19 protein-coding genes are annotated in these 23,679 nt (G+C 49.2%); 11 read left to right on the top strand and 8 right to left on the bottom strand.

Translation table 11 applies throughout. The features are described from left to right. Positions 1–15 precede the first annotated feature (15 nt). Positions 16–1,365, top strand: coding sequence for an AmpG family muropeptide MFS transporter (locus B2Q61_RS03930; RefSeq protein ID WP_290621474.1), 1,350 nt, complete (start codon positions 16–18; stop codon positions 1,363–1,365). Positions 1,366–1,417: 52 nt separating this feature from the next. Here the strand turns inward: B2Q61_RS03930 and B2Q61_RS03925 are convergent, their stop codons facing one another. Then, entirely contained in the window at positions 1,418–1,660 is a 243-nt protein-coding gene (locus tag B2Q61_RS03925) for a helix-turn-helix domain-containing protein (RefSeq protein ID WP_290614098.1), read from the bottom strand. 507 nt (positions 1,661–2,167) lie between these two features. After that, entirely contained in the window at positions 2,168–2,509 is a 342-nt protein-coding gene (gene erpA, locus B2Q61_RS03920; RefSeq protein ID WP_290614099.1) for an iron-sulfur cluster insertion protein ErpA, read from the bottom strand. Between the two features lie 178 nt (positions 2,510–2,687). Between erpA and B2Q61_RS03915 the strand changes: the two genes are divergently transcribed. The 4 genes from B2Q61_RS03915 to hemL all read left to right on the top strand — a co-directional run bounded on the left by B2Q61_RS03915 (position 2,688) and on the right by hemL (position 7,263). Continuing rightward, the gene (locus B2Q61_RS03915) at positions 2,688–4,391 is read left to right on the top strand and encodes a chloride channel protein (RefSeq protein WP_290621473.1); all 1,704 of its coding nucleotides are present in this window, start codon (positions 2,688–2,690) and stop codon (positions 4,389–4,391) included. Beyond that, entirely contained in the window at positions 4,388–4,825 is a 438-nt protein-coding gene (locus B2Q61_RS03910) for a CopD family protein (RefSeq protein ID WP_290621472.1), read from the top strand. Before B2Q61_RS03915 ends, B2Q61_RS03910 begins: the two co-directional genes overlap by 4 nt. Positions 4,826–4,915: 90 nt before the next feature. Beyond that, positions 4,916–5,920 (top strand): aspartate carbamoyltransferase, encoded by a 1,005-nt coding sequence (locus B2Q61_RS03905; protein ID WP_290621471.1) that lies wholly within the window; start codon positions 4,916–4,918, stop codon positions 5,918–5,920. 62 nt (positions 5,921–5,982) lie between these two features. Next, positions 5,983–7,263, top strand: a complete 1,281-nt coding sequence (gene hemL, locus B2Q61_RS03900; protein WP_290621470.1) for a glutamate-1-semialdehyde 2,1-aminomutase — start codon at positions 5,983–5,985, stop codon at positions 7,261–7,263. 19 nt (positions 7,264–7,282) lie between these two features. Here the strand turns inward: hemL and B2Q61_RS03895 are convergent, their stop codons facing one another. The 6 genes from B2Q61_RS03895 to pepB form a co-directional block, all read right to left on the bottom strand. After that, on the bottom strand, positions 7,283–9,376 hold the full coding sequence (locus tag B2Q61_RS03895) for a winged helix-turn-helix domain-containing protein (protein ID WP_290621469.1): 2,094 nt from the start codon (positions 9,374–9,376) through the stop codon (positions 7,283–7,285). 92 nt (positions 9,377–9,468) lie between these two features. Next, positions 9,469–9,726: a hypothetical protein gene (locus B2Q61_RS03890; protein WP_290621468.1), complete on the bottom strand. Its 258-nt coding sequence runs from the start codon at positions 9,724–9,726 to the stop codon at positions 9,469–9,471. 125 nt (positions 9,727–9,851) lie between these two features. Next, a complete protein-coding gene (locus B2Q61_RS03885) occupies positions 9,852–12,008 on the bottom strand; it encodes a winged helix-turn-helix domain-containing protein (RefSeq protein ID WP_290621467.1) in 2,157 nt (718 codons plus the stop codon). Positions 12,009–12,042: 34 nt separating this feature from the next. Beyond that, positions 12,043–14,298, bottom strand: coding sequence for a penicillin-binding protein 1B (gene mrcB / locus B2Q61_RS03880; protein ID WP_290621466.1), 2,256 nt, complete (start codon positions 14,296–14,298; stop codon positions 12,043–12,045). Beyond that, positions 14,282–16,855, bottom strand: a complete 2,574-nt coding sequence (hrpB, locus tag B2Q61_RS03875; RefSeq protein ID WP_290621465.1) for an ATP-dependent helicase HrpB — start codon at positions 16,853–16,855, stop codon at positions 14,282–14,284. Before hrpB ends, mrcB begins: the two co-directional genes overlap by 17 nt. After that, positions 16,815–18,146, bottom strand: coding sequence for an aminopeptidase PepB (gene pepB / locus B2Q61_RS03870; protein WP_290621464.1), 1,332 nt, complete (start codon positions 18,144–18,146; stop codon positions 16,815–16,817). Before pepB ends, hrpB begins: the two co-directional genes overlap by 41 nt. 312 nt (positions 18,147–18,458) lie before the next feature. On the opposite strand from pepB, the gene dksA reads away from it, so the two are divergent. The 6 genes from dksA (at position 18,459) to panC (ending at position 23,659) form a co-directional block, all read left to right on the top strand. After that, positions 18,459–18,908 (top strand): RNA polymerase-binding protein DksA, encoded by a 450-nt coding sequence (gene dksA, locus B2Q61_RS03865; protein ID WP_290614121.1) that lies wholly within the window; start codon positions 18,459–18,461, stop codon positions 18,906–18,908. An 11-nt stretch (positions 18,909–18,919) separates the two neighbouring features. After that, the gene (gluQRS, locus tag B2Q61_RS03860; RefSeq protein WP_290621463.1) at positions 18,920–19,846 is read left to right on the top strand and encodes a tRNA glutamyl-Q(34) synthetase GluQRS; all 927 of its coding nucleotides are present in this window, start codon (positions 18,920–18,922) and stop codon (positions 19,844–19,846) included. 121 nt (positions 19,847–19,967) lie between these two features. After that, positions 19,968–21,434 carry a polynucleotide adenylyltransferase PcnB gene (gene pcnB / locus B2Q61_RS03855; protein ID WP_290621462.1) on the top strand — a complete coding sequence of 489 codons (1,467 nt, stop codon included), beginning with the start codon at positions 19,968–19,970 and terminating at the stop codon, positions 21,432–21,434. Further along, positions 21,427–21,942, top strand: coding sequence for a 2-amino-4-hydroxy-6-hydroxymethyldihydropteridine diphosphokinase (gene folK, locus B2Q61_RS03850; protein WP_290621461.1), 516 nt, complete (start codon positions 21,427–21,429; stop codon positions 21,940–21,942). The genes pcnB and folK overlap by 8 nt, the downstream gene beginning before the upstream one ends. Before the next feature lie 79 nt (positions 21,943–22,021). Next, on the top strand, positions 22,022–22,816 hold the full coding sequence (panB, locus tag B2Q61_RS03845; RefSeq protein WP_290621460.1) for a 3-methyl-2-oxobutanoate hydroxymethyltransferase: 795 nt from the start codon (positions 22,022–22,024) through the stop codon (positions 22,814–22,816). After that, entirely contained in the window at positions 22,817–23,659 is an 843-nt protein-coding gene (panC, locus tag B2Q61_RS03840; protein ID WP_290621459.1) for a pantoate--beta-alanine ligase, read from the top strand. It abuts the gene before it with no gap. The last annotated feature ends 20 nt before the right edge of the window (positions 23,660–23,679 follow it).

Here is a 23,679-nt window from a genome sequence, read left to right as displayed (position 1 = left end):
CGTTTTTGAGTTTGGATGTTTACTTTGGCCCCATTCCCGCTTTGGCTTACTGGCCTGCGTGTTTATTTTCAACGCCAGGTGTTAGCGATTTTTGTACTGGGCTTCTCGAGTGGCCTGCCATTGATGCTGGTTTTCGGGGTGTTATCATTCTGGCTCAGGGAAGCGGACGTATCACGCGCCGATATTGGTTACTTCAGCTGGGTGGCTATGGCTTATGCGATAAAATGGCTCTGGTCTCCCTTAGCTGACCACCTGAAAATACCGCTGTTGCATCGCAAGTTGGGCCGCCGTCGCAGTTGGTTACTCACTTCGCAAATTCTGGTTACTGTAGCAATTTGCAGTATTGCGCTAACCGATCCGCAACAGAACCTGGCCTTAATGGCCGCACTGGCAGTGCTTCTGGCTTTTGCTTCCGCCACGCAAGACATCAATGTTGACGCGTTTCGAATTGAAAGTGCGGCAATTGAAATGCAGGCTGCTCTGGCTGCTGCCTATCTTACCGGTTATCGTCTGGCAATGATTCTGGCTTCTGCGGGTACGCTTTGGTTAGCGGCGTTATTTTCTGATGGCCAGGGTTATGACCTGGCTGGCTGGCAGCATGCTTATCTGGTAATGGGTCTGTGCATGGTGCCCGGTATTATTACCACGTTGCTCAGCAAAGAGCCTGTAAGTGCCTTAACGCCGCAACAACGCACCCGGGGATCTGTATTACAACGACTGACAGCCTGGTTAAAGCAGGCTGTGGTCGCGCCATTTATCGACTTTTTTAATCGTTATAAATGGCACGCCTTGCTCATTCTGGCACTAATTGCCTGCTACCGGCTTACCGATGTGGTGATGGGGGTAATGGCGAATGCTTTTTATGTCGATATGGGCTACAGCAAAGAAGAGGTTGCCAGTGTCTCTAAAGTATTTGGGGTGATAATGACATTGGTCGGTGCGGCACTTGGCGGTATTTTAATCAATCAGTTTGGCATTATAAAAGTGTTGTTTGCCGGTGCGATCTTAAGTGCCGCCACTAACCTGCTGTTTTCGGCGCTTAGCCAGGTTGGCTATGATTTAATGTGGTTGACGTTAGTTATTTCGGCAGACAACTTAAGTGCCGGTATCGCAACCAGCGCTTTTATTGCGTATTTATCGTCATTGGTCAATTTAGCGTTTACCGCTACTCAATATGCCATGTTCAGTTCGCTGATGCTGTTGTTACCAAAGTTTATTGGTGGATTTTCAGGTCAGTGGGTCGACCAGCTCGGTTATAGTAATTTCTTTATTATGACGGCAACCATGGGTATACCAGCGTTGGTATTGATTATTGTGTTAGCACGATTATCCAATATTACTGCTAATAAAAAAGCCGCTGAGTAGCGGCTTCCTTTCTTAATCCTATGTTAAGCGTAAACTTAACTTAAGATCGTGTTCAGGCACTGAGTACCTGTTTTAATCCTTCTGTTGGATCGACTTCCAGCGCCTGACAGTAGCGGACATATTCAACAACGTCCAGCCGGCGCTCCTGATTCTCAACTTTACCGATAAATGAATGGGGGGTCCCTAAAATTTCAGACAAACTACGCATGGTATGGCCTTTGTCCTGCCGCTGTCGCTTAAGCCAGACACAAAGACGCTTATTTTCGTCTGAAATTACACTTTTAGTACCTTTCATATTTTTTCTTCTCCCAGCGTGTTACGCTTTTATTATGATTAACCAGCCTTCCTGCGAAATAAAATCCAAACCTTATTGCCAGTGCAATAAGCAATTTAAGCATTTTAATTAAACCATAGGATACGACGAGCGTATAGCTACATGCGTTAAAAAATGTACAGTAACTTTACATGGGCAGATTTTAGTGATGAGTATAAACAGTAAGGCGGACAGAATGTTAGTTACCGCCAGAGAATTCTGAGGTTTTAAAAAATGGTTAAGTTATTGTTTTTAGTGCCTTTATTGATGTGTTTTATTTGGTATTTGTATCTTCAGCAAAACAATTGGACTATCACACAGGGTAAAAAGGGGTTTATATATATTATCAGCTTCAATCTAGTGATAGCGCTGGTTCTTACCATTTTACTGTTTGCGACCCGCTAGCAAGACAAGATTACTGATTTTGAACGATTTTGCCGGCCTAACCAGCAAAATCGTCCTTTAAAATTTACAAAAAGTATACTTTTACTAAACAGAGAATGACGAACCACAACCACAGGTTGTAGTTGCATTCGGATTCTGAACGATAAAACGGCTTCCCTGCAGGCCATCGGTATAATCAACCACACCGCCCATCAGGTATTGCAGGCTCATTGGATCGACAACCATCGACACACCCTGCTTTTCTACAGTCAAATCACCCTCGTTTACTTTTTCATCAAACGTAAAGCCGTATTGAAAGCCAGAACAGCCACCGCCGGTAATATATACCCGCAGCTTCAGATTCGGATTGTCCTCTTCGCTTACCAGCAATGCGACTTTCCGGGCCGCTGCATCAGTAAATTCTAATGGTATTTGCATATCAGACATGAGTGCTCCAACAGGGGTTACAACAACCCGGATTATCTAATACCTGACTAATTTATTCAAGTATTAACCCTGCGCTAAACAAACTTAAGTATCAAATTAACGCTGCTTTGCAATTAAGATCTGCGTTCTCAAACGCTTATGTTAGACTTAACCCATCGTTTAATTCATGCTCTCTACTATGCGACGATGGCGAGACTGGCTGCCCGGGTTGCAGCGCCGATTAGCTTTACCACAGACGTCTTTGCAACTGTGTTTGCTGGGTATGCTTGGTGGTTTGATCGCGGCCCTGCTAATTATTATCTTTCGCCTGGCGATCGTGGCTTTTCAGCAACTTTTCTTGACGAAATCCGATGATTTCTCCAGTGCCGATCCGGAAATTGTCTGGCTGCTGCCTTTGGGCGGAGCACTGTTGATTGGCCTGCTCGCTCTGGTGACAGGCTATCGTCACTACCGGATGGGTATCCCATTCGTAATTCACCGGATAAAAACCCGCTACGGTATTATGCCATTTCGAAATACCATGAATCAGTTTTTTGGCGGTATTATTGCTCTGGTTAGCGGTTTCTCAGTAGGCCGCGAGGGGCCATCCGTTCACCTCGGTGCTTATGGTGCCAGTTCAGTCGGTCGTTATTTGCAACTGCCTTACAACAGCGTTCGAATCCTTGCCGGCTGTGGCATTGCTGCCGGCATTTCCGCTTCGTTTAATACGCCACTGGCCGCTGTGATTTTCGTCATGGAGGTTGTGCTGCGTGAATATCGAATCCATGTATTTATCCCCATTATGCTAGCCTCGGTAGTAGGTGCACTGGCTACGCAGTTAGTATTCGGACATGACCGCGAACTGGCGTCGCTTAATATTGTAGCGATAAGCATCTGGCATTTTCCCTATCTTATTGTGTGCGGTATTGTATTTGGTGCAGTCGCTTTTTTGTTTAACCAGAATCTGATGCGGCTTATCCGCCTGGTAAAAAACTGGCCTTTGATGGTCCGGCTGGCGCTGGCGGGTATTGTGACTGCCGCAGTCGGCTACCTGATACCGCATGCGATGGGTGCGGAAACCGGTGCTATCTTCAACGCGGTTAACCATCCGACTGACGTGCAGCTTTTACTGGTCATCTTTGTCGGAAAACTGGTGCTGACCATCTTTGCCCTGGGGCTTGGTGTGCCTGGTGGGGTAATCGGGCCGGTGTTTGGCATGGGTATCGTCCTGGGTACGCTACTGGCAATCGTGCCTGCCATATTTATTGGTGACAGCAGCACTGCCGGCACCTATGCAGTACTGGGGATGGCGGGTTTGATGGCTGCCACCTTGCATGCCCCGTTAGCGGCTCTGCTGGCGGTCATTGAGCTGGCGTCAAACCAGCAAATTATTTTGCCTGCGATGGTGGTCATTATTACCGCCTACGTAACCACAGTGCAGTTTTTCAACAATAAATCTATTTTTATGATGCAGCTCGATTTTATGCAATTGCCTTATAAACTGGCACCTGCAGATGACATTCTGCAAAAGGTGGGCGTACTGGCGTTGCTGAGTAAAGAGTATGTTTTGCTGCATAACCCGCAGGAAGACGCCGTTCGCCAGCAACTGGCCCAACTGCAGCTGCCGGTGCAATTGCTACTGAAACGCGACGACGGTGACACACCCCAATTCGTCGCCGCCAGTTATGATGTCAGTTTATCGTTAAGTGGCGACAGTGCCATTCGTTATCAGGACATTACCGGACTACCCCACCAGTCTACCATGGCAGAAGTATTTGCCCTGCTTGAAGACGAACGTGATGGCCTGGTTTACATTTATCAGGACGACCCATATGAACCCGTCGGTATTATTCGCTGGGATCAGGTTCGCAGTTTGCTAACTAAGCAGAACAACTTATTATGACTCTGATTTTATTATACAAAGCATTACATCTTTTTTTTATGGTGGCCTGGTTTGCGGGTGTTTTTTATCTGCCGCGGCTATTTGTATATCATGCACAAACCGACAGTACTGAGTGCTCTGACACTTTCAAAACGATGGAACGGCGCCTGTTATTATTTGTAACACCTTTTGCAGTGCTGACCCTGGTTTTTGGTCTGCTGCTCATTGCTGCCTATGGTAAGGCCTGGTTTGCAGCCAGTGGCTGGTTGCATCTGAAGCTGGTACTGGTGCTCCTTTTGTATGGTTATCATGGCTGGTGTTTTAAATTACTGGCCGATTTTAAACATAACCGTAACCGGCACAGCCCGCGTTTTTACAGGGTGTTTAATGAACTGCCGGTATTACTGCTGTTGGCCATCATTTTGCTGGCCACTCTGAAGCCACTGCTGTACTAAACTCGCTTTTGCTGAGCAGTTTTGCGTATAATAGTGGCCACCTTGCGCCCGCAGCGGCGCCTAATGGCATGTGTTAAGTGAGTACTGACGATGAGCTTCAAAGGCCAGCATATTCTCTCTGTTAAGCAATTTGATCGTGATAGTATTACCCGGATTTTTGATATTGCCCGGCAGATGACACCTTACGCCAGCCGTAAAAAACGCACCAAAGTACTCGACGGTGCAATATTAGGTAACTTGTTTTTTGAACCCAGCACCCGGACCCGGGTCAGCTTTGGTTGTGCTTTTAATTTACTCGGCGGCGAAGTCCGTGAAACGACCGGCATGGAATCTTCTGCATTGTCCAAGGGCGAATCGTTATTCGATACTGCCCGGGTAATCAGCAGTTACAGTGATGTGATTGCCATGCGCCATCCGCAGGCGGGTTCGGTGGCCGAGTTTGCTGAAGGTAGCCGCGTGCCGGTGTTAAATGGTGGGGATGGTGCCAATGAACATCCAACCCAGGCATTACTCGACCTGTTTACCATAGAGCGGGAACTGGCAGCTTCAGGCTTGCAGATTGATGGCATGCACATTGCGATGGTAGGCGATTTAAAGTTTGGCCGTACCGTTCACTCGTTGTCTAAATTACTGTGTCTGTATCGTAATGTTAAGCTGACGCTGGTATCACCAGCTGAATTGGCCATGCCAGATGACATCATCAGCAGCCTGACCAATGCCGGCCATCAACTGGTGATCAGTGACAAACTGGAAGGTCACTTAAATGCTGATATTGTTTATCAGACCAGGATCCAGGAGGAGCGCTTTCCTTCTAAAGCGGATGCCGATCAGTATCGTGGTAAGTTTCGGTTAAATCAGGAGATTTATACCCGCTACTGTAAATCTAATACGGTTATTATGCATCCGTTGCCGCGCGATTCGCGGATTGAAGCTAACGAATTAGACAACGATTTAAACCTGAACCCTAACCTGGCGATTTTTCGGCAGGCCGACAACGGTGTGCTGGTACGAATGGCACTGTTTGCCCTGACCCTTGGGGTGGAAAACATCGTCAAAGATTACGAATGTGCCGTGCCCTGGTATAGCAACAAATAGTGCGGCAATGTCGTACTGCCATCGACAGGCTCCGCCAAACCTAACTTCGAACGGAAATTATTATGTCTTTATCTGAAACCCTGTTTCAACGCGCCCAACGTACTATTCCCGGTGGCGTTAACTCGCCAGTCCGTGCCTTTAAAAGTGTCGGTGGTACTCCGGTCTTTATTGAACGTGCCGATGGTGCTTACTTATTTGATGTTGATGGCAAACGCTATATTGATTACATAGGCTCATGGGGTCCAATGCTACTGGGCCATAATCACCCGGCTATCCGCGATGCAGTTATTCAGGCAGCCGCCAATGGCTTAAGTTTTGGTGCGCCTTGCCCGGCAGAAATTGATATGGCAGAAAAAATTGCGCAATTGGTGCCATCAATGGAAATGGTGCGCATGGTGAGCTCCGGTACAGAAGCTACCATGAGTGCCATTCGTTTAGCGCGCGGATATACCGGACGTGACACCATTTTAAAATTTGAGGGGTGCTATCATGGCCATGCTGATTCACTACTGGTTAAAGCGGGCTCAGGCGCACTGACTCTGGGCGTTCCGAACTCACCGGGAGTCCCAGCTGATTTTGCTAAATATACCCTGACCTGCGAATTTAACAATCTGGAGCAGGTAGCCGAGATTTTCGCAAAACAGGGTGATGATATTGCCTGCATTATTGTCGAACCGGTGGCGGGTAACATGAACTGTATCCCGCCAGAACCAGATTTTCTGGAAGGTTTGCGCCGGATTTGTGATCAGTACCAGAGTGTGCTTATTTTTGATGAAGTGATGACGGGTTTTCGGGTAGCGTTAGGTGGCGCACAAGCTGTGTATCAGGTTACCCCCGATCTGACCACCCTGGGCAAAATCATTGGTGGCGGCATGCCGGTAGGCGCTTTTGGTGGCAGGCGGGAAATCATGGAACACATCGCGCCATTAGGTCCGGTATATCAGGCAGGTACGTTATCAGGCAATCCTATTGCCATGGCAGCCGGACTGGCAGCACTTAACGAAATCAGTAAGCCGGATGTTTTTGAAAAACTCACCGCAAAAACCAGTCAACTGATTGCAGGTATCGATAAAGCAGCCCGGCAGCATGGCGTACCCATGACGTTTAATCAGGTTGGCGGCATGTTTGGTTTTTTCTTCAGCAAAGAGAGCAGGGTCAGTAATTATCAACAAGCGACTCAATGTGATATTGGCGCTTTCAAACATTTTTTCCATCTGATGTTACAAAAGGGCATTTATCTGGCACCGTCTGCCTATGAAGCAGGCTTCTTGTCACTTGCTCATACTGACGATGATCTTAAAGCGACCATAGAGGCTGCTGCCAGCAGCTTTGCTGCGCTTTAAGCTCCTTACACGTTACATATTAACTGCGGTTTTGCAGCCACACGATATCAGTATCATAATGTCGTGGCTGCACGCTAAATATGCTTTTGGCATCGTCGCTGTGGATTTCCAGCGGCAATGCCGAAGCAGGCCAGGCATAACGGGTTGTTTCTCCGCTTTGCCAATCGTAGACCTTTAGCTGCCATTGCTGGCGATCGAGCCAAAGTAATTGCTGACTGCTGCTGGTCCACTGCTCTGGCAGTATATGATGCCAGTTCAGGCTGACAGGTAATGGTAGCAGTTGTAACGGCGTTCTGTCTGACCACAATGCCAGCTTATCGTCATTATAAAACTGCACCACCAAGCCATCAGGCGCACATTTGAAATTAACCACCCCTGTCAGTAGCACTTCCGGTTGCTGCGTATTATGCAGTAGCTGCCAGCCATCATTATGTTGCTCGGTCCAGTACAGCGTATCGTGGCAGCTTTGATAACGCCCGGTTACCTGCGAATCTACCATTAAAGTAAGCCCGCCATCATCCAGCGCAATCTGAAACAACTGATTATCTATTACTGCCAGCAACAGATCCTGATGCCAGAATAACTGCCGGATATACTGACCACTGACCAGACGTGATAATTGCCGGCTCTCGCCAGCGCGCGACAACCAAACCTGATTGTCGCCAGCCCGCTCAGACACAAAAGCTATTTGCTCACCTTTGGCAGCAAACAGCCGCTCGTTCCGGTTACTGGTTTGCCAGCTTTGCTCGTTATTCAGCAGGCCATTCCCGAGCGCAAGCTTCACAATATCTGTTGTATAATCCAGGTACTGGGTAGCTAATATTCGCTGTTGATACCGTTGTGGCTGCGTCAGTTGCCAGGTCATCGGGCCTAAACTTAACTGGGTATGTTCTTTTAAACTATATAACTGTAATTCACTGTTTTTCAGGGTTAGCAGTGCATGGTGCTGATCCCAGCTACTGCTGGTAATAATCTGATGATCAAAGTTATCGATTATTTCCAGTTGCGACAGTTCCAGGTTAATCCGATAGAGCTGGCTGCGATAAAAATCTTGCTGTGCCACCAGATATAACGATGCCCCGACGAGCAGCAACTGGTCTGCACGTTGCCATTTTTCGGGAAATGCCATTATTCTGACCGTGCTGCCGTCTTCTGTCCGCTTCCATAATTCATAACGTCGCAAATCAGCAGCGTAATCCAGCCAGTACCATTGTCGATCTAAAATGGCTAATCCCTGCACCAGCACATGCTGGCAAGGCATCACTTTGCTGGCCGGGGCAAATTCAGGCATAACCTGTTGCTGGTAAAAGTAGCAACGTTGTTCGTTATCAAGCGCCCGAAACACCAACTGTGTATCGTCTAACCATAAAGCCTGGCTGGCATTGCCATATTGCGCGGCACTGTAACTCACCTTTAAGCTGGCTAAATCCTGACGGGCCAGTTGAAGCGGTGCATCTTCAGACTTACGATACCAATAAAACGCAGAATGCTCACCAGGTTCCAGCGTAGCCCAGAATTCCTGCCCTGTTACCGCGCTTAGCGGTATTATCGAATCGGGTAATCTGGTTAAGGGTGTTACAGTCACACTGGCCAGCAGATAGGCCAGCACCGTGCCACCGAGCAATAAGACTGAACATACTGCACTGATAAAACGCCAGGGAAGGCCCTTTTCTGCGGCTGCAGTTGCTGATAATTGTTCGTCAGACGTCGTTAGTGGTGTAACCGGCGGGGTTAATGTTTGTGCCGTTAATGGCTTGCGCTGCACGCTCGTTAACGGTTCAATAAGACAAAGCCATTGATAGCCTTTTTTCGCTATCGTAGCGATATACGTTGGCGCCTTTACATTATCACCGAGTACTTTGCGCAGTGCCCCCACTGCCCGCATCACCGCAGCATCGGTACCTTCGCCGTCAGGCCAGACATCATTAATTAAGGTATCTTTATCCAGGATCTTGTCTGGATGGAGCAAAAAGTAATTAAGCAGGCTGTGCAGCCTGGGCTCTAATACTACTGGCACGGCACTGCCTGTATCAGGCTCTGCAGGCAGCAACTGCCCGTAAGCCGCCTGATAATACCAGCCGCCAATTTTCACCAGTGGTTCTAAATTTGACATTAAGGTCCGCCTGACTAAAGTGTCAGGACGGATTATACCTTAATTGACTGAAAAGTAGAGTGTATCTGCTTTTGAAACGACGTTAATGCCCTTTACGCCAGCCGGGTTTGGTCTTTTTTATCTTTAGTCGTGTCTTTATCGCCTGTTGGTTTAGGAAGAGAACTGTCAGTTGGAACAGGCTTAGGTGATAAGTCTTCCGGATCTTTGCACGCAGGCCACCACGGACAGGCATACAAATTGTCCAGCAATACCGGCTCATTAATTTTCACGCTATTGCTACTATTGCTACTATTGCTGGAAATTATAGTTAAGCTAGTAGCAATAAGTAATAGTTTAAAAGTGTTATTCATGATCCAATCTCCGAGTGATATTCAGTTGTTGGGGTCACACAGTTGTGCTCAACAATAGTGAGCCTACTCCTGAACCCAGCATTAAACTCGATGATCTTTCAATAAAAACCTTATAAAACGTCGATCTAAAAGCTAATCTCGGCAATATCAAAATCGGCTCTGACCGCTTCCAGCATGTACACTTCAGTCTCATCAACAGAAATACTATAGCGATTGTGGTACAGATAATCGTCAATCACTTTTTCATCAACAGTGCCACTTTCTAAGTCATAGTAACGAAGCTGATATTGGGTGTCTTCAAGAAGATAAGTGAAATAAAAGCCTTGCCGGCGCAAATCAAATTTAAACAACATCTGGTCAGCTTTCGTCCCTAAATTAAGTTCTCTGATATCACCATTGCTGTATTCAATAACAAAGTTCTTCGAATTTGCGTCGCGCCAGATATTATAATCTGCGTTATAACTTTGAATATATAACTCCCGATCAGTTGCCAGCACCCGTTTTTCAATCTCGGTATCAACAGCGGCCACCATAATATCCCAGCGTCCTTTTCGTGACTGAGCATAAAATACTTCGCTGCCATCCCGGCTCCAGGCGGGGTTAGCAACAATCTCACCTTCTTTTCCAACTATCTGGATTAGCTCACCAGCCATTGTTAACTGCCAGATACCACTATTTAAATGCAGTAATAGCTGACTGCCATCTGGTGAAAAGACCAGGCTGCGGATCCTTTCATTGGACGTAAAATCCGTAAGTTGCTGCTGGCGGCCATCAGGATAAAACAGCCAAACCTGAGATAAGCCGGAGCGACGCGACACAACGGCTGCCGGCCCTTCTGATTTTGGATTAATTTCAATATAGATTTCATTACGATTTGAGCTGAATACCAGGTTTTTTGTTTCTATGTCTGATACTAATTTATTTGCCACTTTTTTTATGTTGGTATGGGAGAAAAAGCCCACTGAGGCATAAATTTTACCGCTAACTGCCCCAACTTGAATTTCACTGGCCTGACTATCGGTATAAGCCAGCTCCCGACTCTCTCCTGTCATAACATCCACTATTCCCAGCGACGAAATACCGGATGGAAAAATAATACTGCGATCATCTTGGGTCCAGTCTATGTTGCCCGGATAGGCATCATCTATCTGTACCAACAGCCGGGTTGCCCGGTTGGTTAAATCAAGCAGCCAAATCTGTGCTGTTCCTGCAGCATCACGAATAAAGGCAATTTTATCGCCCGAGCGTGAATATCGCCCTGCATAATCACCAAAGCTGCTGGCCGGTGGTACAGTTAGTTGCTCGGCAGTGCCACCTGCCAGCGGATACATCATCAAGACCATCTGGCGCTGCTCAGGATCGAGGCTGGGGTAAACAATATAACGGCCATCAGGTGACCAGCTAACCCGAGCAGATACGGATTCAGGCGTACAGACGGTGAGCAACGTATCAGATTTAACAACCATCTGATCGGGTTCAAGCTCGATTAACCGGATTTCACAACGTCGATCCGGTAGCATTTTATGATAGGCAATATACTGACCACTGGGACTGAACGCGGCACCAAGGCTGCTGGCGCTGTCAGCAGTAATTTGTACCCGTTTATGGCTTTGCAGATCCTGTAAATTAAGCACGGCTATTTGTTCGCTACCTTCATTTGCGTAGCTAAATACCAGATAACGTTCATCGGGCGAAACATTATGATAAAACTCAAGGCCATCCAGTGAAGTAATCGGCTTGTAACGCCAAAGTGGAATAGTATCCACTTCCGCTGCCTGCTTATCCGCCACCGGTTTCAGCCAGAATAGCCAGCTTAATAATAGCATTGACAACACAGCCACTGCGGCGGCCCAACGTGAACCTCGGCTTTTGGGCGTTGACACAGCGCCTGATGGCGCTACTTCAGCCGCATTGTCAGTAGCCAGCGACTTATCAGGAATATCTGTGACACTGGCGATAAACCGATAACCGCGTTTTGGAATCGTTTCAATATAAGTCGGCTGCCTGCTGTCATCGTTCAGCGCAATTCTGATGGCCCTGATCACCCGCATTACCCGACCATCAGAGACATCCCGGATCCCCCAAACATCAGCCAGTAACTGATCTTTGGTCACCAGATTACCGGCATGGACGATAAAGTAGTTGACGACTTTCTGGCCAAGGTTATCTAAATTAGCAGTTGCAACAATGTGACCATTCGCATCAAGTTGCACCAGCTTGTCTTCTTTTGCCAGATAATGCCATTCACCCACCTGGAGCGATCGTTCGGGTTTAATTTCCATAATTGTAAGTTAGCCGCACCCTTTATATTAATCGTTAATTGGAATTATCACAGGTTAATTGCTGCTGCATTTCAACTGATATTGCAGGCAATAACAATATGTTAGCGCAAGATTCTGCCACGGCTGTGCCGCTGGTAACAGAAAACGCCTGCACCTGAACCTGATCGGGCAGATACCGAATTATTGACTGAGCGCCCTGTTTTTTAAAATAGTCAATAAACAACGGTAAAGCGCCGTTACTGCCTGTCAGACCAATAGGTTTATTATCATCACGTCCCAGCCAGACCGTTACCAGAGTTTGCTGATCAAAACCACTAAACCAACTGTCCCGATAATCACTGGAAGTGCCGGTCTTACCGGCAAATACGGTGGTTGGTAAGGCATATTGCAACGTTTTGGCTGTGCCCGTTTGTGTTGCAGCAATTAGCGCATGCTGCAACAAATAGATACTCGATGCCGGGTAACGGCTGTACCGTTCACCAGACCGGTGATAAAGACGATGGCCATCCTGATCTGTTACCGCTTGCACAGTGGCTAACATCTGGTACACCCCGTCGTTTGCCAGGGTCTGATAAAGCTGGCTCACCTCCAACGGGCTTAATTCTACCGCACCAAGCAGGGCCGCAGGATGCAGATTTACCCGCCGATTCAACCCCAGCTTGCGTAAGCCGTCACTGATCGCCGGCATTCCCAGTTGCAAACCTAAGCGTACAGTCGGCACATTCAATGAATCTGTTAACGCGGTTAGTAAGTTAACCTGTCCCCGGAAGGTTTTATCAAAATTCTGTGGCTGCCAATCCTCGTTATTTGAGCGCAAACTCAGTGGTTGATCCTGCAGAATCGATGCCAGCGAAAATCTGCCAGGCTGATTAAGCGCCTCCAGATAAATGACCGGTTTAATAATACTGCCAATTTGGCGTTTGGCATCCAACGCCCGGTTAAAGCCGGCAAATCCGCTCTCTCTGCCACCCACTAATGCCTGGATCTCAGCCTGCTGATAGTTTACCACCATCATGGCCGCCTGCAATTGTTCGTCCTTATTTAACAATTGCTCAGTAACTGTCTGTTCAGCTTGTTGCTGCGCTTTGGGATCTAAAAAGGTAAATACCTTAATACCGCTGCTTAATAACTGCTGATCAAAATTAATCTGCCGTAGTTCTTTTTTCACCGCATCCAGATAAGCCGGGAACCGCGCATTGAGATACTGGCCACGGGCCACCAGTTGTAGCGGTCTGGCAAGTGCCTGTTGATACTGCTCCCCTGTCAGCAAATGATGTTCAAACATCAGTCTGAGCACCAAATCGCGGCGGTTCATAGCCCGTTCCGGGTAGCGTCGTGGGTCATAATAGGACGGCCCCTTTAATAAGCCAATCATTAACGCGATTTCATCTGGCCGCAGCTCTGTTATCGGCTTAGCAAAATAAAACCGGCTACCCAAACCGAACCCATGTACTGGGGTGGCATGGTTCTGTCCCAGAAATATTTCATTCAGATAGGCTTCGAGCAAGTGATCTTTACTAAAGCGGTAATCCAGAATCAACGCTATCATTGCTTCGTTAACTTTTCGCAGCAAGGTCCGATCGCTGGACAAATACATATTTTTTGCCAGCTGCTGGGTTAGCGTAGAGCCCCCCTGCACCGTACGTCCGGCAATGATATTGGCCCACAATGCCCGCAAAACGGAAAGCGGTGACACGCCGCGATGATGATAAAAATTCCGGTCTTCTACCAGCAATAAACCTTCTTTTAAAAGCCCGGGTACCTGCTCTAATCTGACCAGTTCCCGGTCTTCCTGATGCGGTGACAACATATGCTCTATTAACTGTGGCTCCAGTCGGGCAAAGTTGACTTCCTGCTGCTGGCGGTAGCGAATCCGGTTAATACCACTACTGTTAAATTCAACGCTGAACAACGCTTCCGGTTCCATGCCATCAATATAGGTAAAAGCACGCCGGAATATGGTGATATGGTTGCGGGAAACGCTGTATTGCCCGGCAGCAGTCATCGCGGGATTACGCTGGTACTGCAGCTGTTCCAGCTCAGCCTGGAGCTGCAAAGAGCTTAACGCCTTGCCAGGATAGAGTTCCAGACTGCGGGCATAGATTTGCGCCGGTACCTGCCATTTCTGACCGGCAAACGCCCGGGTCACTTTACTGTCCAGATAAATCAGATAAGTGAGCAATATACATAAGGTGACCAAAGCCAGCTTACCGAGGGTAACTAATGCTTTATGCCACCACGGCCGGGCTTTCACTTTCGGCGCAGCAGTAGCTTTACTTCGGGTTGACATCGCGTAACATCGCCTTTTTCGTTTTTGTTGTTGGCTGTGCTTCGGCCGGGTTATCAGGCCAGTAGTGTTTGGGATAACGACCTTTCATTTCTTTTTTAACATCCTGCCAGCTATTTTGCCAGAAACTGGTTAAGTCGCGGGTGACTTGCAACGGCTGGCGCCCCGGCGCGAGTAACGCTATGGTCAGGGCAATAGCACCATTGAGCACCACGGGTGTGGTGAGTTGACCATACATTTCCTGAACTCTGACTGAAAGTAGTGGCCCACCCGGATGCAGATAATCAATTTTCAGACGGCTGCCGGTCGGCGTTTGCCAGTGGCAAGGCAATAACTGATTTAATATTTGTTGTTGTGCAAAGCTTAACTGCGCCAGCAATATCGGCTCCAGTTCCAATTGGTTCAGCTGATTTTTTTTACTGATATTACCTAGATAGGGTGCCAGCCAGTCGTGCACGTTTGCCAGTAAACTGGCCTGACTAAAATCAGGCCAGTTGGCATGATCTATTCTGGTGGCACTCTTCTGTGCGGTGCCAGAGGCCGCATCACTATAATACTGGCGAAGCAATTGCACCCGGACAGATAAACTTTGGGCGCCATCAGACCAGGTAAGCTCGGACAGGCCGCGCCTGCTCAGGTAGTCAAGCCAGGCCTGTTGCCGTTCCGCGGCAGTGATAATCCCCTGTACCGGCTGCCGTTGTAACACCAGCTGGCCAAAGCAGCGCTGACGTTCACTGCTGAAACTGGCCGTTTTGTCATGCCAGCCCGTCTTCAGTTGCCACTGTAGCTGGGACCGCCAATCGTTTAATATGTCGTCCAGAGTAATAGCAACAGCATGCCGAATGCGGTTTTGTTGTTGCCATTGCTGAATATCTAATACCACAAGATACTCATTATTCTGTTGCGGATGGTCCGGCATCAGACTGGCACCAACGCCATTTGCCAGTAAATATCCCTGGCCCCGGCGCTGTGCCAGCTGATCCGGAAAAGCTCTGAGCAACAACATAGGCAGCCATTGCAACGGCAAATTTCCGCCCATGCTGACACCTAAGCGCCTGGCGAACTGCCGCGCTTGTTGATGCTGTGGCAAGTGCTTGTTTTGCGCCACATTCTGCAATTGCTGGTCCAGATTCGGCTGCAGGTTACGACTGTCTTCTAACACTGCCGCCACCACAGCGGCTAACCAGGTTAACCCTGACGCTTCTGCCTCGCGCTCAAGTGCATAAAGCAACATGTTGGCCAGGCGCACTGAGCTACCGGTTTGATATAAACGCCGGCCAAAAGAGGTGATCACACCGTGCTCATCCAGTGCTGCAAACTGTTGCAACAAGTGGTTTGCTGCGGCCAGATGTGCCTCTGGTGGTGGTGTTAACCAGTTTATATCAGCTGGCTGACAGCCCCATACTGCAATTTCCAGCCGTAACTGGGTTAACTCAGCCAATTCAATTTCTGCAGGCTCAAACGCCGCTCTTCTTTGCCACAGTTCTGCGGTATCTATTCTGAAACATCGACCCGGCGCTTGCCTGCCTGCTCGGCCTGCGCGCTGGGTGGCCGCCGCCTGACTGATCGCCACCGTTTTCAGCTTGCTGATACCATGGCGGGGGTTAAAGCTGGCCCGTCGGCATAAGCCCGTGTCCACCACCAGGTTAACTCCCTCGATGGTTAAACTGGTTTCCGCCAGATTAGTCGCCAGCACAATTTTAAAACGCCCGGCAGCAGGGGCCGCTATTGCTGCCTGTTGTTCGGCCAGCGACATTACGCCAAGCAGTGAAAACACCTGCACATTAACCGGCAACGCCTGGCTGGCCAGATAATCTTTTGCTTTATTAATCTCAGCCTGCCCCGGCAAAAAAACCAGAATATTACCCGGTTCCTGATTAAAAGCCGTCAATGCCTGGCGTGCAGCCTGGATTGTAATGAGCTCTGTGCCGGGTTTTATATACTGAATGTCGACCGGATAACTGCGGCCGCTGCTGCTGACAACCGGAGCCTGCAGATAGCGCTCCAGCGCTGTAACATCCAGCGTGGCTGACATCACCAGAATTTTTAAATCGTCCCGAAGGTCTTGCACTTCTAAGCTTAACGCCAACGCCAGATCGGCATGCAGTGAGCGTTCGTGAAACTCATCAAAAATAAGCAGGCTGATCCCAGCCAGTTCAGGATCCTGTTGCAATTTGCGGGTAAGAATACCCTCTGTAACAATAAGTAGCCGGGTAGCAGCCGACTGACAACTGTCATGCCGGATCTGGTAACCCACAGTGTGACCAACCGGCTCGTTCAGCTGCTGCGCCAGATAACCGGCAATGGTTTTAGCCGCCAGTCTGCGCGGTTCCAGCATAATGATTTGGCCTGAAGCCAAAGCACTATGCCGGAGTAATTGCAACGGTAACCAGGTAGATTTACCAGCACCAGGTGGCGCCGACAATATCACCCGATTGCGGGTTGTCAGTAACTGACAAAGCTCGGGCAACACTGCTGCAACCGGTAAGCCCGCATTAACCTCCCGGGTTGGCACTGTGTTACGACTTACCTGAGGTTTCAGAAAGTAACGTGGCGGCAATACTACGAATACCGTGGCCGGTAGCGCCCGCAGCCCAATAACTGTTGGCCGAGTTATTAAATGCCGCAGCTAAATCATAATGTAACCAGCCTGAGCCATCTTCCGGCACGAAACGGCTTAAAAATCCGGCAGCATTACTGGCACCACCTGCGCCACCGCCTTTAACCGGCCGACTGTTAGCGGTATCAGCATAAGGTGATGGGCACTGATGCTGATGCCATTTTTCCAGTGGTAGCTGCCAGGTTGCTTCCTGCTCATTGGCAGCATGCTGCAGTGCGCGCGCTGCGAGTGGCTTGTCCAGGGCAAATAACGCGTTATATTCCCCCCCTACAGCTACCATGGCCGCACCGGTCAGGGTAGCAGCATCAATAATCAAAGGTGCGTTACTTTCAGCTGCACACATCAAGCCGTCGGCCAATACCAGGCGACCTTCGGCATCAGTATTGACAATTTCAACCGTAGTGCCATTTTTGTAAGTGATAATGTCGCCCAGCTTGTAGGCATGGCCACTGATCAGGTTTTCGGCACAGCATAAAATCAGTTTTACCCGTTGGCTCAGGCCCTGCAGAATGGCCAGTGCCAGTGCCGCGGTAACTGTGGCGGCCCCGCCCATATCACACTTCATTGTCGCCATACCTTCGGTCGGCTTTATGGAGTAACCCCCGCTGTCAAAGGTAATACCTTTACCCACCAGCGCCCCTGCAACAGGGGTTTCCTGTTTTGCCGAAGGATTAAAATCAAGTACCAGTAACGCCGGTGGCCGGTTGCTGCCGCGGCCAACCTGATAAATACCATGCCAGCCAGCGGCGGCCAAATCTGCGCCGGTAATCAACTGGCTGCTAACGCTGCCTGCAGGTGCAATAGTACGAATAAACGCCTCAGCCTGCTCGGCCAACGCGACCGGCGATAGCATTTCCGGCGTATCGTTGATTATCTTTTTTGCAAAACTAAAACACTTCGCCAGTTGCGACAGCTGTTCAGCTTCACCCTGCTCATTATTAAAACCAACACCATCGTGGTTTCTGGCAGTACAAAACCCCTGATAAAATGCCCACTGCAGGTCTTTGCTCCAACCCAAGCCATTTAACTGTAATTTGGCAATGCCAAGGTTACTCAGGCTTCGAGCCGCTTTTTGCATACTACGCAGCGGATCAGACTCTGTTATGTGAATTTGATATCCCTGGGCAGTCGGGCTGAATAATGCATTATTGCCCCATTTTTGTTCAGCTTTATCTGTTGCAATACTAATCTGTAATATATCGGGTGTTGAATTAGACCTTGAATCAGACATAGTAATCCCCATTTTAACGAGCTTATCAGCGGTAAAGGCTAACTTTGATGGGCCAAAGTGTATCATAGCGCAACGGCTGACAACGAGCGCATCGCGTTAATATGGCGGTACAATGCACTATTTTCACGGTTATTCGTGCTCAAACCCCACTACATTTTAGCCATTGGGGTACGGAGGGTTAAAACAGGTGACGGCTCTTGCCACAATCTGTATACTTCGCCGGCTTTTTTATTAGTGATTGCGGTGGTGGCAATATTCTGTTATCTATAGCCGCCACTTTTTTTGCTTGGCAGTATTGTACAGGAGATAATCATGCCAGAAGGCAAGAATGTTAAGACATTAGGGTTACTGGCACTGGCCGGTGTAGCACCTTATCAGGAAGCGGTCGGGGAAGAATACATGAACCCGAAACAGCTTGAGCATTTTCGCAAAATTCTTGACGCCTGGCGCCAACAACTTCGCGAAGAGGTTGACCGCACCAAAACTCATATGGCAGATGAAGCGGCCAATTTTCCTGATCCGGTTGACCGGGCTGCGCAGGAAGAAGAGTTCAGCCTGGAACTGCGCGCCCGCGATCGCGAGCGTAAGTTATTGAAAAAAATTGAGAAAACGTTACAGAAAATTGAAAATGACGATTTTGGGTTTTGTGATACCTGCGGCATCGAAATTGGCATTAAACGCTTAGAAGCAAGGCCAACAGCTGATCAGTGTATTGACTGCAAAACGCTGGCCGAAATTAAAGAAAAGCAGTTAGGCGGCTAGTTGTAGCCACTGTGGCAAAGTTGACAAACTTCGGTAAGCCAGCAGCAGGTGCTGTTGGCAGGTTTGCCCCCTCCCCATCCGGACCACTTCATTTTGGGTCCTTGCTGGCTGCAGTAGGCAGCTATCTGTTTACCAAGCGCCAGGCCGGTAAATGGCTGTTGCGTATTGAAGATATCGACACCCCCAGAGTTCGCAGCGGCGCAGACAGCGCTATTATGGCCGCACTGGAACAACATGGTCTGCTTTGGGACGATGCGGTCATGTATCAAAGCACCCGGACCGAACGTTACCGCGAGATATTCAGCCAGCTGCAACGCCAGCGATTGCTATATGGCTGTCAATGCAGTCGCAAACAAATAAATGCGGATGGCGGTGTGTATCCGGGTACCTGTGCCAACCTTAACTTACTGCAGACAAATAGCCACACCGGGCCGTTAAGCTGGCGGTTGCGAACAGCAAAGGTTGCCAGTCAGTTTGAAGACATCTTACTGGGGTTACAACGTATTGCGCCCGCACTGGCCCATGAAGATTACATTGTACTGCGCCGGGATGGTTTATTTTCATATCAGCTGGCGGTAGTGGTAGATGACTGGGATCAGGGCATCACTGAAGTGATCCGCGGTGCCGACTTACTCAGTATGACACCACGCCAACAACATTTGTTTACGTTACTCGGGGCACAAGCACCGGTATACGGTCACCTGCCCTTGGCAGTCACCGCGCCGGGCCAGAAACTTAGTAAGCAAAACCATGCCACCGCCCTTAATAACTGGCCTGCCAGCTATACCATGGCCAGCGCGTTGGCGATACTCGGCCTGCCTCTGCCCGCAGAATTGCGGCACGCACCTGCGCCGGAGCAACTGGCCTATGCCCTGCTGCACTGGCAACCTGCTGATATTCCGGCCACGCTGGAAGTTTTAGCAACCAATTTTGGCTGATTTTGGCCAGATTAATTCTTTTTTGCCGCGTGCTGCGGTATTATTAGCCGTTTTTTAAGTCAGATGCCAGGACCGCCGTATAGGCGGGCAAGGGCTCAGGAGAGATATCATAATTTCGCGTGTGTTAGATTTTTGCCGCAGAACCCTTAGCGGTAAGCCTCAGGGCGATAAACAGCAACAGCCGGCTGCGACTAAACCTGTGGCCGCTGCTCCATCGGCGACTACCAGGGCGTCGGCAAGCTCCATATTACCGCCAATGCAGATTATTAGCCGCGATCAGCATAGTATCTCGCGGCGCGATATCAGTCCCAGCGCATTGAAAGTTCTGTACCGGTTAAAGGATGCAGGTTTCGAGGCGTATTTAGTGGGTGGTTGTATTCGCGATTTACTGCTCGGTTTAAAACCAAAAGATTTTGATGTGGTCACTAATGCCCACCCGGAACAGGTTAAACAGGTGTTTCGTAACTGCCGGTTAATTGGTCGTCGCTTCCGGCTGGCGCATGTGGTATTTGGCCGCGAGATCATTGAAGTCGCCACCTTTCGTGGTCATCACAGCGGCGCTGATGATGAAGAGAATATCGCGCCAAAAATGAAAACGGCCAGCTCAAATGACCACGGCCAGATTTTACGTGACAATGTTTACGGCAACATTGAAGAAGATGCCGAGCGGCGCGATTTTACCATTAATGCGCTGTATTACTCGGTAAAAGACTTTGCGATTTATGATTTTGCCAATGGTATGCAGGATATTGCTGCGCGGCGTATAGAACTCATTGGTGACCCGGAAGTGCGTTACCGGGAAGATCCGGTAAGAATGCTCAGAGCCGTCCGGTTCGCAACCAAACTGAATATGGATATTGCGCCCGCTGCATTAACGCCGATCAGTCAGTTAGCGGTGCTGTTAAAAAATATTCCGGCACCACGCTTGTTTGACGAGCTGGTAAAAATGCTGATGGCGGGCAAAGCCTTTGACAACTTTATATTGCTGCGCGATACCCGAATCTTAAAACAACTGATGCCGCAGCTGGATAAAATTCTAAAGCAGGAGCCAGAAGGTAAAGCCTTCAATCTGGTTACCCACGCCCTACAGGATACTGATCAGCGCGTTGCTGTTGATAAACCGGTTACTCCGGCTTTTATTTTTGCCGCTATGTTATGGTATCCGGTAGAGCTTCGCAGCCAGACATTACTGATAGAGAGTGGTCTGAACGAGATTGATGCGCTGAATATCGCGATGACCGAAGTGCTGGATGATATTCAGCGTACTATCGCTATTCCGAAACGCTTTAGCTTAACCATGCGCGATATCTGGGCATTGCAATCGCGGTTAACCAAGCGTGGTGGTCGGCGAGCGTTTAAAATGCTTGAACAAACCAAGTTCCGCGGTGCCTTTGATTTTCTGCAATTACGGGCTCAGGCCGAAGGTGGCAGTCTGACGGAACTGGCCAGCTGGTGGCAGCAATTCCAGTTTGCTGATGAGGCCGAAAAGTTGGAGTTGATAAACAGTCTGGGGCGCGAAGCGCACGACAGACCAAAACGGCGGCGCAACAACTATAAACGTAAGCGCAGCAGTACGCCCGATGCCTGAGCAGCTCAGCCAGCATGAGGTCTATCTGGGATTGGGCGCTAACCTGGCCAACCCCGTAGCTCAGCTGCAACACGCCATCGCAGCATTAAGGCGCTTGCCACAGAGCAAATTGCTGGCAGTCTCGGCTTTATATGGTTCTAAACCCATGGGGCCGCAAGACCAGCCTGACTACGTCAATGCCGTGGCAAAAGTCAGTACAACGCTGGCGCCGCTCGCCTTGCTGGATGCCCTGCAGCAGATCGAGCAGCAGCAGGGGCGGCAACGAAAAGCTGAGCGCTGGGGCCCTCGCTCCCTGGATCTGGATATTTTGCTGTATGGTCACCACACCATTGTCTCAGAACGCTTAACCGTTCCCCATTATGGTTTAACCCAGCGTGAATTTGTATTATACCCACTGGCAGAAATTGCCCCACAGCTGGTTCTACCTTGCGGAACGCCATTGCAAACCTTGCTAAGCCGGATACCGTTAAATGGCCTGGAAAAGCTTAGCGCCACTGTTTGCGAATAACTTGGTCGCGGCTAGCTTGCAGCTGCGTTAACTTTGTGCGATCTTGCGCACCCGGAATAAAAGGTCGGACGAGAACTCTATGGCTAAAATCACCACTGCAGTGTTACTAAAAATGAAGCAGCAGGCAGATAAAATCAGCATGCTGACCGCCTACGATGCCAGCTTTGCCAAGTTATTTGCCGAGCAAGGCGTCGATGTTTTGCTCATTGGTGACTCACTGGGTATGGTGTTACAAGGCCACAGCGACACTTTGCCGGTTACCGTTGCCGATATTGCTTACCACACGAAAAGTGTACGTGCCGGTGCGCCAGATGCATTCGTGATAGCCGATTTACCTTTTATGAGTTACGCCACGCCCGAACAAGCGATGCAAAGTGTTACGCCACTAATGCAGGCGGGTGCCAATATGGTGAAGTTAGAAGGGGGTGATTTTTTATTGCCAACCATTAAAGCGCTTACCGAGCGGGGGGTGCCGGTATGTGGCCACCTCGGGTTAACACCGCAGTCGGTACATATTCTTGGTGGCTATAAGGTACAAGGTAAAACCAGCGATGCGGCCGATGCCATGCTTAAGCAAGCGCTGGCGCTGGAAGCAGCAGGAGCGCAGCTGCTGGTGCTGGAATGTATCCCTACCCCACTGGCAAAACGTATTACCAACGCACTGAGCATACCAGTGATTGGCATTGGCGCCGGTAATGTTACTGACGGTCAGGTGCTGGTGATGCACGATTTACTAGGTATCAGCAGTGGTTATATTCCAAAGTTTTCCAAGAACTATCTGGCGCAAACCGGTGAGATCCGCAGTGCTATTGCCGCTTATGTCAGTGAAGTTAAAAGCCAGGTGTTCCCGGGCGCAGAACATAGTTTTAACTAAATGAATATACTTGCCAATATTAATGAACTGCGGGCGCAGATTGCCAGTTGGCGGCGCGCGGGTAAGAAAATCGCTTTCGTGCCAACCATGGGCAACCTTCATCAGGGGCATTTGCAGCTGGTTGATGTGGCTAAACGCCGGGCAGATAAAGTCATTGTCAGTATTTTTGTTAACCCGATGCAGTTTGGCCAGAATGAAGATTTAGCCAATTATCCCCGTACCATGGCGGATGATATTGCCGGTTTAACCGCACACAACGCCGATGCGCTATTTAGCCCGACGCCGCAGTTAATCTATCCGCGCGGGTTGGATGCCCAAACCTTTGTTGAAGTACCGTTATTGGGTGATTTACACTGTGGTGCCAACCGTCCGGGCCATTTTCGCGGCGTGTCGACCATCGTGTGTAAGTTGTTTAATCTGGTACAGCCGGATATTGCCTGTTTTGGTAAAAAGGATTTTCAACAACTGGCGATTATCCGCCAGATGGTTATCGATTTATCACTGCCAATTGAGATCCTTGGCGTCGCAACCGAGCGCGCAGCCGATGGTCTGGCGCTCAGCTCACGCAATGGCTACCTAACAACCGAACAGCGCGCTAAAGCACCGGCGTTGTATCAGATACTACAACAGCTTAAAACCGCCATTACCAACGGTAACCACGATTACCGGACGCTGGAGCAACAGGCCAAAGTGCAGCTTACTGCCGCAGGGTTTGTGCCAGATTACGTTAATATCAGCAACCAGCACAGCCTGGCGCTGGCCACTACGACCGGCGAACCGAAAGTGATTCTGGCCGCAGCCAGACTGGGCACTACCCGGCTGATTGATAACCTGGAGCTGTAAACGCTTGCTGTATCTGGGTT

The organism is Arsukibacterium sp. UBA5043, assembly GCA_002415085.1.
Lineage (GTDB): Bacteria > Pseudomonadota > Gammaproteobacteria > Enterobacterales > Alteromonadaceae > Alishewanella.
The sequence above is the reverse complement of the archived record's forward strand: the minus strand, read 5'-3'. Positions and strand labels throughout refer to the sequence as shown.

Coding starts and splice junctions, on each gene's coding strand:
- B2Q61_RS03890 (WP_290621468.1), bottom strand. CDS start 9,726: ATGAATAACACTTTTAAACTATTACTTATTGCTACTAGCTTAACTATA.
- mrcB (WP_290621466.1), bottom strand. CDS start 14,298: ATGTCAACCCGAAGTAAAGCTACTGCTGCGCCGAAAGTGAAAGCCCGG.
- panC (WP_290621459.1), top strand. CDS start 22,817: ATGAATATACTTGCCAATATTAATGAACTGCGGGCGCAGATTGCCAGT.
- B2Q61_RS03905 (WP_290621471.1), top strand. CDS start 4,916: ATGAGCTTCAAAGGCCAGCATATTCTCTCTGTTAAGCAATTTGATCGT.
- B2Q61_RS03895 (WP_290621469.1), bottom strand. CDS start 9,376: ATGTCAAATTTAGAACCACTGGTGAAAATTGGCGGCTGGTATTATCAG.
- B2Q61_RS03915 (WP_290621473.1), top strand. CDS start 2,688: ATGCGACGATGGCGAGACTGGCTGCCCGGGTTGCAGCGCCGATTAGCT.
- B2Q61_RS03885 (WP_290621467.1), bottom strand. CDS start 12,008: ATGGAAATTAAACCCGAACGATCGCTCCAGGTGGGTGAATGGCATTAT.
- pepB (WP_290621464.1), bottom strand. CDS start 18,146: ATGTCTGATTCAAGGTCTAATTCAACACCCGATATATTACAGATTAGT.
- B2Q61_RS03910 (WP_290621472.1), top strand. CDS start 4,388: ATGACTCTGATTTTATTATACAAAGCATTACATCTTTTTTTTATGGTG.
- B2Q61_RS03925 (WP_290614098.1), bottom strand. CDS start 1,660: ATGAAAGGTACTAAAAGTGTAATTTCAGACGAAAATAAGCGTCTTTGT.
- B2Q61_RS03930 (WP_290621474.1), top strand. CDS start 16: ATGTTTACTTTGGCCCCATTCCCGCTTTGGCTTACTGGCCTGCGTGTT.
- erpA (WP_290614099.1), bottom strand. CDS start 2,509: ATGTCTGATATGCAAATACCATTAGAATTTACTGATGCAGCGGCCCGG.
- dksA (WP_290614121.1), top strand. CDS start 18,459: ATGCCAGAAGGCAAGAATGTTAAGACATTAGGGTTACTGGCACTGGCC.
- folK (WP_290621461.1), top strand. CDS start 21,427: ATGCCTGAGCAGCTCAGCCAGCATGAGGTCTATCTGGGATTGGGCGCT.
- panB (WP_290621460.1), top strand. CDS start 22,022: ATGGCTAAAATCACCACTGCAGTGTTACTAAAAATGAAGCAGCAGGCA.
- hemL (WP_290621470.1), top strand. CDS start 5,983: ATGTCTTTATCTGAAACCCTGTTTCAACGCGCCCAACGTACTATTCCC.